We start from the raw sequence: 13108 nt of genomic DNA, 5'->3' as shown, positions 1-13108 counted from the left end.
CCGCCGCCTGCCACACGGAGTAACGTGCACACCGACCTGCGGATCCGCCTTGGCAACAGAGTTATCAAAGCTCGCCGGCTTTGCTTTCGCTCAATTAAGAGTTTGTTGTCCCGCCGCTACAGCCGCAACGCCGCCTCTTGGGCATCCCATTCTCCAATGGAGAATCGAGATCGTGAGAGCCGCAGAGTCATCATCTCTAAGACCTGTCTCCTGCCCATTCTCCAATGGAGAATGCCATTTTTCGCCCTTTCAGCAGGCTCGCATTCCGACCTCCAAAACTCACGCCGGAAGCAGATTCTCCAATGGAGAATCGTTATATTTCAACTTGTTATGAGGAACTCGGCCTCGCGATAATTCGCTATTCTCCAATGGAGAATATTGGAGGCTGCCCCCTGCGAATCCCGATTTCTTGCAGCTTCCGGCGCCGCTTTCGATGGGCGTTCTCCATTGGAGAATAGCGGCATCGTAGGCCGTTTGCGGAGATCTTGCCTGTCGTGGTCCGCCTCCCAGAGAAGGGTCGCCGCAGCTTCCATCCATAAGGTTACCAGGCAGCCGAATGAAAAAGTCGCCCCCTGTTGCTGCTTCAGACTATGGTTGCCTTGGCTCCCCTTCCCTCTTCGCAGTTCGCCAACGCCTTCGTGCTCGCGAGCAGATCGCCCCTCCAGATCGTTTCAGTGTTCCCGGACCTCAACGTTCTGCAGCCGCCTTTCGTCGGCCCCGCCCTACTCGGGGCTCCTGATTAGAGGTCATCCCTCCCGCCCACCGGCGTAAGAAAAAAGGCGCTCCGATCCAGAGATCGGAGCGCCTCGCCGGATGAGAATCCGATAGCCCGAATGGTCAGCGTCCTAGGCTACATTTCCTCGACTCTCGAGGGCCAGAGCTTGTGAATATTCTGCTCGAGTTCCCAGCCCAACTGGTTCAGCTGGCTTAGACAGCGAGACCGGACTGCGTGATTGGTCGTCGAGGATGTTAAATCAAATACGGTCTTGAGCTGGCTCGCCGCGTTGTTGAATTCGGCCGAAGTACGCAACTCCTGTGAGAACACGCTGCGCCCGAAAACGGTATTGGTGATGTCGACAATCTGTCGCTGCGACTCGATATTGGCCTCGCTCTTCGAGATCACCATTCCGACGAAGCCGTATTCGGGTTGAATATCATGTTCGCCAAGCGCGCCCATCGTCTCGTCGAGCATGCTCAGGAATGCGGTCGTTGAGGCGAAATCGACAATGCTCGGAGGCACCGGGATCAACAACGCATTGGCCGCGTACATGACCGAAAGCGAGACCATGCCAAGAGCTGGCGGCGGATCCATGATGATCACGTCGTAATTATCCGCGATCTTATGGATATCACGGGCCAGGGTGGTCAGAACGTTGAAGCCGTGGACACCTATCCTCGCAGCCACCTCGTACTCGGCGTTGTACAGTTTGAGGTTTGCGGGGATGAGATCGAGATTGTGAAAGTGCGTCTTGCGCACGATCTGCGCAATCCCGCGCTCCGGTTTTCCCTGAAGCAGCGAATAAATGCTATCGTATTCGTCGAGGTCCTGGTCCGGAATATAGCCGAACTGCATAGTCGCCGACGCTTGTGCATCGGCATCGAGAAGAAGCACGCGATAGCCGTGAATTGCCAGATACTGAGCCATATGGACGGCGATCGTCGACTTGCCGACCCCTCCCTTGAAGTTCTGGCAGGCGATAATGGCCGGCGGATCGCCTTCCTTGCGCCAGGGACGCGTGTCAAAAACCTGTCGCATCGTGTCCAGATCTTTGAGCGTATAGCCCTTGCGGCGCCCAGTCATATTGCGCTCCTGATGCGGCAACCTTCCTTCGGCCTCGGCAATGCGAATGGCGGACGCGGATCGGCCAACAAGCCCTGCCGCTTGCGAGATCGTAAACGTCGGACCGGTCCGCGGCGGCGTATGCTGTATATTGCGCTCTTGGAGCTTGCGTAGCACCATGCTCGCCATCTGATAGTAGCGAGTGATGAGTTCCTTGGTGCTGCTGCCCAGTTCGGATGGAAGGGACGCCATGCTTGTCCTCATTTGGCTGTCAAATTACCGCGGTTAACGGCGCAGTTGTCGATTTTGTGTAGAGGAGACCCCAAAATTCGACAATGAAAATTTCCAGATCGTCAAAACACCGAGGTTTTACCGAATTTACGGCTGCAGCCGATACCGTAAACAGCGATCTCTTGGCAATTTTCGGACGATGTAGCCCCTTTTTTCGCCAACCCTTGTTAGGGTTGATCACGCGTCGAGGTCGCTGGTTAAGGTACGATGCTCCTTTTTCAGAGCACCCTTACGCAGAGTCTCTCGTCCGGGGCCCAAGAGGTATCATTGGAATTTGCGAACGAAACTCCCGCGCGATTGGCGATTATACCTTAACCAGCGAGCAATTCGCACATGTTGAGGCCTGATGACCCCAAAAAGTGCAAAGAAGCGCTCCCACGGACGTCAGCGCCAGGACATCCCTTGCCATGGTCCGGCTTGTCGCTGACAAAGGTACAGGAACTCGCTGGAAATGGTACGATGGATCGCTGAAAAAGGTATGAAAACTCGCTGATTACGGTATGCCATCTAACCTACTAAAGAATCCTACTCCCTTTGGGAGATCCTTCCTTCGGTTACACGTGAGGGGTTGAAAAAAGATGTGACGGGGGAAGGGGCTTGCCGCCTGTACCTTTAGCAGCGAACTCTTGTCGCTTTTTCTCGCAGTCGGGGTGAAAAAGCGACAACGGCTTGCTTTTGCGGCCAATATTGCCACAATCCCGCCATCGGAAAGGCAAGTGGGGTGATTCTGTGGCTCGGCGCAAAACAATGGATGATGACGCGCAGATTGCCCTGCCACTCGGCGCCCAATTTGTCGATGCTCTGAAGTCCAGCCCTGTTGCTGACGTTCGCGCTCTTGCCGAAACGCCTGAAGCCAAAAGGATCTTTCACGCCGTCCAATATGTGATGGAGGAAGAATCCGTCCCAAACTTCATGCATTCGGCTCTTTGCGCGATGTCACTACCCGTGAAGGCACCCAAAGATGCAACCGCGCCGGTAATCCGCCGAGACGGCAACATTTCCCTTATAATCCAACCCATGGAACGTCAGGAACCGATCGGCCCGGATGGCCAATTCGTTGCGGTCAACCGCGGCGTGCCTTACGGCCGGCATGCACGCCTCATCATGATCTATATCATGACTGAGGCTGTAAGAACGCGAACCCGTGAAATCTATCTTGGAAGCTCCTTTTCCAGCTGGCTTCGGCGGATGGGCATCACCAACACGTCTTCTGGTGGGAAGCGCGGCACACGGACCAGCGTTCAGGACCAGATCGACCGCATTCTCAATTGCCAGTGGACGATCCGCTGGGATGACGATGTTCCGGTTTCAGGCAAGGCGAAGCGTGGGGAAGGGCGCAGCCAAATCTCCCAGACGCAACCCATGCGGGCTTTCGCGGTCAACGACATGCGGATTGTCAATCAGTATGCAGGGCTTCGGACAGGGGAGGGGAGCTTTGTTTCGCACTTCGTATTGTCAGAGGAATTCTACAACGAACTGCTCAAGCACTCTGTTCCGTTCAACGAACGTGCGATTGTCGCGCTCAAGGACAGCGCTACCAAGCTCGATCTTTATACTTGGCTGGCCTACCGCTTGCCGAGGATTCCGCAAGGCACCGAAGTCCGCCTAAGCTGGCACGACCTCGCAAAGCATCTCGGCAATCAAGCCAGCACGATGACCAAATTCAGGCAGTCGGTACGGGCGGCATGGGAAGAAGTTTCCGGCGTCTATCAGCAGGCGCGCCATGCTGTCGACATGAGCGATCTCGTCATCAAGCTACGCCATGCGGACAAGCCAACCAAAGGCATGCTTCTGCTCCAAGGCGAGGCGAAAGCCACCCGTCAGGAGAAGGCAGCGCTCATCGAAGAAGCAGGCTTGCTGCGCCTCCACAGTTCCGACAAGCTTGTACCGAAGGAACGGCAGCTGCTGTTCCCCAAAAGCGGGTCACTCGAGTTTGCAGAGCCTGAACTTTATCGGATCGGGCGCGACTTCGGCTCGAACAATTCTGTCTCGATGATGGCCGACGCGTTCCGCAAGGCATTGGGCGACCAGATCGATGTTCTCTCTGGCGAGGACCTGAAGGATCGCTGGAAAAGGTATGTGCAGAAATGGGCACCACCTACCTGACGGGCTTGGCGCGTACCGGATTCTCCATTGGAGAATCCCGCAACTCTCTGACCTTGGTGAAATCAATCTCTCGTCACTCCAGCGAGGTTGCCGGCCAGATAAGGTGTACCTTAAGCAGCGATCCGCACATAGGGCTACGTGGCGATGCCCACATCGCTGGTTAAGGTATGGGTGATGGGTCTTCTGCACACTGCGGTGGGGCTAGGTGAATGAAGAGCATACCTTAACCAGCGAAGGTAATCTGCACGGCTGCACTGACATGGGATGCATACCTTAATCAGCGAGCGGTTTGCCTGCTCGCATGTCCTGCATGCCGACCCCGGCCGAGCGCCTTTCGCGCCCGGCCGGCCGCGATCGACGACTCCGTTGAACTTCATCCTCTCCTCCAAAACCGGCGTCCAAGCAGGGGAAGCCTCGACCGCACGGCACAAGACGTCCTCAATCCTGCTCCACGTTTCAAACGGTGCAGACAGCGAGACGTGCTTTTGCGGATCCCGGCGTAGGGGATCGAGAGCGACTAAAATTCCATATTTTGCGAGAATTCGCGCAGTTGATCGCCAACTCGCCCAAGAGCGCCTGTTCTTGTCCTTGTGCGGCATGGTGGATGATTTCCGATCCTGACGGCGGTGGACGCTTCGTCGCGCAAGTTTCCACTTGGCTGCTGCTTGTCTCGTCCGGACCGCCTCGCCCCGATACGCGAACCGTCCATGAAACCAGCCCGGGCGATCATGGCCTCCATTTCATGCTGGCGCTGAGTTCCACCCTTGGGAGGGCGGGAAAGGCAGGGACGCCACCCAGCGGTATTCGATCGGCTTTCCGAACATTTTTTGGGAGGTTCGCTATCGATGGAATAAAATTGTTGCGTATTCTTGAACACAAACCGCGTTTTTCTGTCCACCGGCCGGATCGACTGTCAGATGATGGCTGACAACTGGGTTAAATGAGAACGATTTCAGAAGGTTCAGGCGCAAGCTGAGCCCTATCGTTGCGAAATCGTTTCAGTTGTAGGGACTCTACGTTACGTCGAATGTAAAACCATAGTATAGCGGGCATATGTGTGAAAGCCGACCATCCATTTGTTCCCGAGTTCGTGGCCGCAGCGCAATTTCCCTGACGCTGAGCTCACTGTCGGCGGCGATGGCACCCGGCGGGTAGCCAGTGCCGTTGCGCGGCCCGCCCATCCAGAAGGGTTGGGGCCCCGCGATACCGCGGGAGCGAGGGGTGAACCGGATTGCCCTGTCGGACGAACGAGCCATAAGAAGAGTTTGGACCCAGGATGGGGTGTATCGGCAACCCCGGAATGTTCCAGAATTCTTGGCGGATCTCCGATTGTCACCAAGCGAATCCCACATTTGGGAACTTGTTGGACGCGAATGAGTTGGGGCGTTCTGCGCAGCGGGATGGGCGATACGAATGACGGGGGATACGACGGTCGGATTTGGTTCGGCGAGCCGAACAAAAAGGTGGTCCGTTGCCGGATTGATATTGGGGCTGGGCTTTTTTCTTGCCAGCACCTGGGCTGCCTATTCGAGCATCCAGGATATCCAGGATGCCGATGAAGCCATTCGGCATACGCACGAGATTCTGATCGCGCTCGATGACGTCCTTTCCACAGCCCAGGATGCCGAGACGGGGCAGCGCGGATATTTGCTGACAGGTGCCGACAAATACCTTGAGCCTTATCATGCAGCTATCGCGGCGTTTCCCAACCGGTTGGCCATCCTGGCGCGCCTGACCAGCGACAATCCCGTGCAGCAGGCCAGTATTGCGCCCTTGCGCCGGCATATCGACACGAAGTTGGGAGAGTTGCGCGAAACGATCGACCTTCGCCGATCCAGCGGGTTGGCTGCGGCCATGACCGTCGTCACGGGCGATCGCGGAAAGCAGTCGATGGATGCGATACGCAGCCAGGTCGAGACGATGGCGCGGGAGGAACTGCGGCTAAGGCAGCAACGCGTTTACGAGATGAACCTTGCGTCCCAGGCAGCGATCACCAGTTGCATCGTCTCGGGTTTGCTGGGTGGCGGGCTGACGATCGCGATCTTCATTCTGTTGCGGCGCAACGCGCGCAGTCAGGAACGCAGGCAATGGTTGCAGTCCGGCCAGGTCGGACTGGCCGAGGCCATGCGCGGCGACAAGTCGGTCGAGCGGCTTGGCGAAGACATTCTTTCGCATCTGGCCGCCTATACCGGCCTTGAGGGCGGGGCGCTGTTCAAGGGAGAGAATGGCCGGTTCATCCGCGTCGCAACGCGCGGCGTTCCGCAAGACGCCGATATGCCGGCAGCCTTCAATCTCAAGGAAGGCCTGCTGGGGCAGGTTGCAGAAGATGCCCGGCCGATGGTGCTGCGGGACGTGCCTTCCGGCTACCTTACCATAGGTTCGGCATTCGGTCGCGACCGTCCCCGACACCTTGTGATCGTTCCGGCGCTTGCCGACGGTGTCGTCAACGCCGTCATGGAACTTGGCTTTTTCAAGACGGTCGATCCGCAATTACTCGAACTCCTGGAAGAGGCCGCGCCCGCGATCGGCATAGCGCTTCGCTCGGCACGATTCCGGGCCCGCCTTGAAGATGCGCTTGAGGAAACGCGGCGGCAGGCCGGCGAATTGCAGGCGCAGAGCGAGGAACTGCGCGTATCCAACGAGGAGCTTGAGGAGCAGGGCCGCGCGCTCAAGGAATCGCAGACGCGCCTGGAACAGCAGCAGGTCGCGCTGGAGCAGAACAACAGCCAGCTGGAGGAGCAGGCGCAAACGCTGGAAACCCAGCGCGACGAACTCGAACGGTCAGCGGCCGGGCTGGAAACCAAGGCGCGCGAGCTGGAACAGGCAAGCCAGTACAAGTCCGACTTCCTTGCGAACATGAGCCATGAACTGCGCACGCCGCTCAATTCCTTGCTCATTCTGGCAAAGTTGCTGGGAGATAATCCGCAGGGCAATCTTTCCGACGAACAGATCAAGTTCGCCCAGACGATCGAATCCTCCGGGAACGATCTGCTGACATTGATCAACGACATCCTGGACCTGTCGAAGATCGAGGCGGGACATGTCGATATCCGTCCCGAAACGGTGGCCTTGCAGCGGCTAACCGCGGACTTGCGGCAGGTGTTCGAACCTGTAGCTAAAGCACGCTCGCTCAGCTTTGACATCGCGCTTGCCGAAGATTGCCCGCGCACCATCGAAACGGATCGCGTGCGGCTTGAGCAGATCCTCAAGAATTTGCTTTCGAACGCCTTCAAATTCACCGAGCGTGGCGGCGTTACCTTGGCAATCGGCGGCGGGGGAGAGCAGGGCATTGCCTTTGCCGTGCGCGATACCGGGATCGGCATATCCGCGCAGCAGCAGTCCACTATATTCGAGGCTTTTCACCAGGCCGACAGCACCATCAGCCGCAAGTTCGGGGGCACCGGGCTGGGGCTTTCGATCTCCCGCGAACTGGCGCGCCTTCTGGGGGGCAGGATTGCACTGGAAAGCCGTGAAGGCGAGGGCAGCACCTTCAGCCTGCGTCTGCCTGCGGCCTACGATGCCGGCGCCATTGCTTTGCCGGCTGCGAGGGCAACGCGACCGGTGGAGGTTCCGGCCATCCCGGCAGCGAAGGCGCCAGCCGCGCCCATGGCCTCTGCATGGAGCCTGGAGGACGATCGCGGTGCTCTGTCGGAAGGCCATCGCGTCCTGCTCGTGATCGAGGACGATGCGGTGTTTGCCAGGATCGTCTGCGATCTTTCGCGCGAACTCGATTTCCGGTGCATTGTCGCCGGGACGGCGGAAGAGGCCATGAAGCTTGCGCACGAATTCCACCCAAGCGCCATCGTGCTGGATCTCGGCCTGCCGGACCAGTCTGGCCTTACCGTGCTGGACCGCCTCAAGCATGACGACCAGACGCGGCACATCCCGATCCATGTGATCTCGGCGGCGGACCAGAGCCAGACCGCGCTGTCCCTCGGTGCCGTTGGCTATCATATCAAGCCGGTCAAGCGAGAGGAGCTTGCCGAAGTGCTGGCGGGGCTTCAGGCCAAACTTGCCTCGCGCATGCGCCGCGTGCTCATTGTCGAGGACGACGATATCCAGCGCGACGCGGTCTCGCGCCTGCTGGTTTCCGACGATGTCGAGACGGTGGGCGTCGGGTCGGCCGCAGAGTGCCTGGAACAGCTTCGCCTCCAGACGTTCGACTGCATGGTGCTGGACCTCTCGCTGCCGGACACGTCCGGTTTCGCCCTGCTCGAAGCGCTGAGTGAAGAGGGCGAACACGGCTTCCCGCCGGTGATCGTCTATACCGGTCATGAACTTTCCGCCGACGACGAGCAGCGGCTGCGCCGCTATTCCAGTTCGATCATCATCAAGGGGGCCAAATCGCCCGAGCGCCTGCTCGACGAAGTCTCGCTCTTCCTGCACCAAGTAGTGTCCGAATTGCCGCCCGAGCGCCGCCGCATGATCGAGCAGGCCCGGCATCGCGATGCCGCGCTTGAGGGGCGGCGCATCCTCATCGTCGAGGACGATGTGCGCAATATCTACTCGCTGTCGAGCGTGCTCGAACCGCGCGGCGCCATCGTCGAGATTGCCCGCAATGGGCAGGAGGCGATCGATACACTGGCAAGCGCTGGCGAGGACGCTTCGTCCCCGATCGATCTCGTGCTGATGGACGTGATGATGCCGGTGAAGGACGGCCTCACCGCGACGCGGGAAATTCGCGCCGATGCCCGCTGGGGCAAGCTGCCGATCATCATGCTCACCGCGCAGGCCATGCCCGATGACCAGCAACGTTGTCTGGAGGCGGGTGCCAATGATTATCTGGCCAAGCCGATCGACGTGGACAAGCTGCTTTCGCTTGTTCGCGTATGGATGCCGCGATGAGGAGGCCTTGTGCGCGACGGGGTTGAGGATCTGGAGATCGAGCTTCTTCTGGAGGCGCTCTACCAGCATTATCACTATGACTTCCGGCACTACGCCCGTGCGTCCATCAAACGGCGTCTGACGGAGGCGCGGGCGAGGCTGGGCTTTGCAAACTTTTCCGCCATGCAGGAGGGGCTTCTGCATGACGGGAGAACCCTGCCGCGCCTGCTCAATTACCTGACCGTGCAGGTGAGCGAGATGTTTCGCGATCCCGGCTATTATCGGGCGCTGCGCGAACAGGTCATTCCCCATCTTGCCACCTATCCTTCCCTGAAGGTCTGGGTCGCGGGGTGCAGCAATGGGGAAGAGCTTTATTCGCTTTCGATCCTCTTCCGGGAGGAGGGCTTGGCTGACCGTACGATCTTTTATGCAACCGACATCAATCCGGAAGCGCTGCGCGCGGCGGAGGCTGGCTTCTATCCGCTGGACCAGATCAAGAAATATACCGAGAACCACCAGAATTCCGGCGGGCGCACATCCCTTTCCGACTACTACATGGCTGATTACGGCCGGGCGGTCTTTGACAGGAGCCTGCGCAGTCAGGTGGTCTTTTCCGACCACAGTCTGGTGACCGACGCCGTCTTTGCAGAGATGCACCTCATATCCTGCCGCAATGTGCTGATCTATTTCGACCGGCCATTGCAGGATCGCGCCATTGGCCTTTTCCGGGATTCGCTTGCACGGAAGGGCTTCCTGGGGCTTGGCTCCAAGGAGAGCCTGCGTTTCTCGCAGCACGCCGGTTCGTTCGGGGACTTTGTGAGCGAAGAGAAAATCTATCAGAGGCTGGACGGATGACGCCGAACCCGGTCGAGGCCGTCGTCATCGGCGCATCGGCGGGAGCCGTGCAGGCCTTGCTGGAGATCCTGCCGGCGCTGCCCGAAACATATCCGCTGCCGATCCTCATCGTCGTGCATATCCCGCCCGATCGCGCCAGCGCATTGCCGGACCTGTTCGCTGCGCGTTGCCGTCTTCCGGTCAAGGAAGCGGAAGACAAGGAAATCGCGCTACCCGGCGTCGTCTATTTCGCGCCCGCCGATTATCACCTTCTTGTCGAGAGCGGCGGATCGCTTGCCCTGTCGGTAGATGACCCGGTAAATTACTCGCGGCCGGCGATCGATGTTTTGTTCGAGAGCGCTGCCGATGCTTTCGGCGCTGCACTGGCAGGGATCGTGCTGACCGGGGCAAACCATGACGGCGCGGCGGGTTTGAAGGCGATCGCCGAGGCTGGCGGACTGGCAATCGTCGAAGATCCGGCCAGCGCCGCCAGCGCGGCCTTGCCCGCTGCAGCCTTGGCGGCCTGTCCGACAGCTATGGTGCTGGACCTGCCGGGCATCCTCGATATCATGCAACGGCTGACATCCCATGAATAGCATCGAACCACCTCTGAACTGTCTCCTTGTCGACGACCTCGATGAAAATCTGGTCGCTCTCGAAGCCCTGCTGGCAGATGAAGGGGTGACCTTCCTCAAGGCACGTTCAGGCGAGCAGGCGCTGGAATTGCTGTTGTCGCATGACGTCGCGCTGGCGCTTCTGGACGTGCAGATGCCGGAAATGGACGGGTTTGAACTGGCGGAATTCATGCGTGGCAGCGAACGAACGCGCCATGTGCCGATCATATTCCTGACAGCCGGCAATGCAGATCTGCAACGGCGCTTTCGGGGTTACGAGGCGGGGGCGGTGGATTTCATTCAGAAGCCGATCGAGGCGGATATCCTGCGATCCAAGGCCAGGATATTCTTCGATCTCTATCGGCAGCGCCAGCAGATTGCGATGCAAAGGGATGAACTTGCGGTCCTGACGGCGACCCTGCGGGTGACTGACAGGCGCAAGAACGAATTCCTTGCAGTGCTAGCGCATGAATTGCGCAACCCTGTCATGGCACTGGGGGCCGGCCTCCAATTGATGGAAAGGCGTCCCGATACCGGGACGGTGAACATGATCCGGGGCGAGATGGGCAAATATGTCGCGCACCTTTCCCGGCTGATCGAGGACCTGCTAGATCTTGGACGCATCGACCAGGGCAAGATTTCCCTGAAGCCGGAGCGGCTGATACTGCAGGAAGTATTGCAGTTCGCAATCGCGGGAACCCAACATCATTTCGAGGCATCGCAGCACCGCCTCGAGCTCGATATCCCGCAAGCGCCGATCTGGCTCGAGGGCGATGGCGCGCGCTTGGCCCAGATCGTCGGCAATCTCCTGACGAATGCGGCCAAATACACGCCTCCGGGCGGAGAGGTCCGACTTTCCGCGCGCCTCGACGACTTCACCGTCGTAATTGAAGTGGCGGATACCGGAGCGGGCATTCCCTCAGAAATGCAGACGAAAATCTTCGATTTGTTCGCGCAAGTCGAAGGGGCCAGCGATCGCACGCACGAGGGACTGGGGATTGGTCTCGCCCTGGCCAAGCAGTTGGTCGAATTGCATGGGGGTACGATTGCTCTGAAGGAGAGCATAGAAGGGGAGGGATCCACGTTTGCAGTGTTCCTCCCAGAGCGGAACGGGTGTCCGCTTTCGGCATCGAGCTAGGCGGACCGTCCGACTGCAAGCGGAGGGACAAGGAAAGGCTGCTCCTCGCTTTTGCCGTCCGTGCTTCGCGCCTCCAGGTTCATGACGTCACTCGAACGCCCCATGCCCGCCGGATCCATCCTGCGCCGTTTTTCTACAGTCTTCCATCGACTGATCGCCCATCTCCATGCGACTGGCGGCGGGGACGTTCGGAATGTCCGAAGCGAACACCCTCGCGCGGTTGACCACGCATATCCTTCCAGGACAAGAGCCAGGCGTCATCCAGAACAGGCGCCAACGAGAGACGCCTGCAACCGCTCGAAGCCCGAAACGGATCGATATGACCATGAACTTCCAAGCTTCGAGCTTTGAGCGCCGGTTTTTCCTGGGCGAGGCGGAAACATGTGCGGTTTCGCTGGTCGCGGAAAATGTCGATGGCTCTGCTATTTTCCACTGTCGCGATTTTTCAGGCTGCTAAGATGACCTATGTGAATGAAGCAAAGAAACCATTCATCGAGCCTTGCGGGCCGACTGCGAAGAGGGGCGAGATGGCTGCACACGAAGTCAAGGCAGCAGGACAGTTGTTCCGCGCATGCGACACTGATCTGAGACCCGGTCCCCCCATCCCCATGGGCGGACTGATCCTGCGCGGAACAATTGATAGGCTCGTCGAGTATGCAATGAACGATGAGAACGGGGAGGTGTGGCGCTATACCATCGTGACCGACGACGGTGCCGCTCTTACGGCCTATCAGATTGAACTGCTGGCCCGGGCACTCGGCATCAGGCCGATCTGAGCGAAAGGCTTGCCTTGCAGGTGCGCCAGGCGCAGATGCGCTCTAGCTTGAGAGACCGACAGTCCATGCTCAGGATGGCGGGGGCACTCGACACCGTGGCCTGCATGATGAGCCGGCGAAAACGGTCCTCCCTCCGAAGGCCCTGGGCAGGGTTCGCGTTCATGCATCGTCGCGATAGCCGCAAACCGGGAGCCCGGTCCGCTTGAAGTCCGGATGTCTGGCTTCATCAGGCATCGCCGACGTCCGGCGCAATCGGTGCTGGTGTAGTTGCGGGGTTGCAGGGTGACTTCTCTCGGAGCGGTCGCCACTTTGCGAGAGCGCGTCACCGGTCGCCCGTTGATTTTGAAGCCGTGGGTCTTGTTGCGCCCTTGCGTGAGCTTTCAAGGCAAAGCTGCTGTGTTCGTCAGCCGATGCCTCGAGCGCAGATGGCCTGCGCGTTCTTTTCCGCATCACGACTCGCAGAATCGGCAAAGGTTTCTTAAACTCCGCCAACGAGCAGCGAATCTGCGCCCTTGAAAAAGGAGAACGCCCGCTTGCGCAGAGATTTCGTCGTTGGGAACGTAAGGTTCTTGTGCCACCTCGTGCTGGTGGTCGTGGCCATGCACGCTTTGCTGCCGTGCGCCGTGTCCGAGGCGCGAACGAGCGGTTCTCCTTTCAATCCCTCGACTGTCGACGTCTCCATAGCGCATTCTCGCAGACATCATGTCGAGCAAGAGGAATGCCGCGACCAGCGCGCTGATCGCGC

General features: G+C 59.0%; 7 protein-coding genes. 6 read left to right on the top strand and 1 reads right to left on the bottom strand.

Features of this window, described 5'->3' with window-relative positions:
- Window positions 1–850: 850 nt before the first annotated feature.
- On the bottom strand, window positions 851–2032 hold the full coding sequence (locus tag WBP07_RS22780) for an AAA family ATPase (protein WP_395396135.1): 1182 nt from the start codon (window positions 2030–2032) through the stop codon (window positions 851–853).
- A 786-nt stretch (window positions 2033–2818) separates the two neighbouring features.
- Between WBP07_RS22780 and WBP07_RS22775 the strand changes: the two genes are divergently transcribed.
- From WBP07_RS22775 to WBP07_RS22750, 6 genes are all read left to right on the top strand, one after another.
- A complete protein-coding gene (locus WBP07_RS22775) occupies window positions 2819–4177 on the top strand; it encodes a replication protein RepA (protein ID WP_395396134.1) in 1359 nt (452 codons plus the stop codon).
- Between the two features lie 1413 nt (window positions 4178–5590).
- Window positions 5591–9022 (top strand): response regulator, encoded by a 3432-nt coding sequence (locus WBP07_RS22770; RefSeq protein WP_395396133.1) that lies wholly within the window; start codon window positions 5591–5593, stop codon window positions 9020–9022.
- A 9-nt stretch (window positions 9023–9031) separates the two neighbouring features.
- Window positions 9032–9856 (top strand): CheR family methyltransferase, encoded by an 825-nt coding sequence (locus tag WBP07_RS22765; protein WP_395396132.1) that lies wholly within the window; start codon window positions 9032–9034, stop codon window positions 9854–9856.
- Entirely contained in the window at window positions 9853–10431 is a 579-nt protein-coding gene (locus WBP07_RS22760) for a chemotaxis protein CheB (protein ID WP_395396131.1), read from the top strand. Before WBP07_RS22765 ends, WBP07_RS22760 begins: the two co-directional genes overlap by 4 nt.
- On the top strand, window positions 10424–11587 hold the full coding sequence (locus WBP07_RS22755) for an ATP-binding protein (RefSeq protein ID WP_395396130.1): 1164 nt from the start codon (window positions 10424–10426) through the stop codon (window positions 11585–11587). The genes WBP07_RS22760 and WBP07_RS22755 overlap by 8 nt, the downstream gene beginning before the upstream one ends.
- Before the next feature lie 407 nt (window positions 11588–11994).
- Entirely contained in the window at window positions 11995–12363 is a 369-nt protein-coding gene (locus tag WBP07_RS22750) for a hypothetical protein (protein WP_395396129.1), read from the top strand.
- The last annotated feature ends 745 nt before the right edge of the window (window positions 12364–13108 follow it).

Origin of the sequence: Novosphingobium oxfordense (assembly GCF_044029435.1) — a bacterium.
In the GTDB taxonomy this organism is placed as follows: domain Bacteria; phylum Pseudomonadota; class Alphaproteobacteria; order Sphingomonadales; family Sphingomonadaceae; genus Novosphingobium.
This window is presented reverse-complemented; position numbering and strand designations above follow the sequence as displayed.

What these genes read in the sequence shown, in the direction of transcription:
- WBP07_RS22780 (WP_395396135.1), bottom strand. Translation starts at nt 2,032, where the DNA reads ATGGCGTCCCTTCCATCCGAACTGGGCAGCAGCACCAAGGAACTCATC.
- WBP07_RS22760 (WP_395396131.1), top strand. Translation starts at nt 9,853, where the DNA reads ATGACGCCGAACCCGGTCGAGGCCGTCGTCATCGGCGCATCGGCGGGA.
- WBP07_RS22755 (WP_395396130.1), top strand. Translation starts at nt 10,424, where the DNA reads ATGAATAGCATCGAACCACCTCTGAACTGTCTCCTTGTCGACGACCTC.
- WBP07_RS22775 (WP_395396134.1), top strand. Translation starts at nt 2,819, where the DNA reads ATGGATGATGACGCGCAGATTGCCCTGCCACTCGGCGCCCAATTTGTC.
- WBP07_RS22770 (WP_395396133.1), top strand. Translation starts at nt 5,591, where the DNA reads ATGACGGGGGATACGACGGTCGGATTTGGTTCGGCGAGCCGAACAAAA.
- WBP07_RS22750 (WP_395396129.1), top strand. Translation starts at nt 11,995, where the DNA reads ATGTCGATGGCTCTGCTATTTTCCACTGTCGCGATTTTTCAGGCTGCT.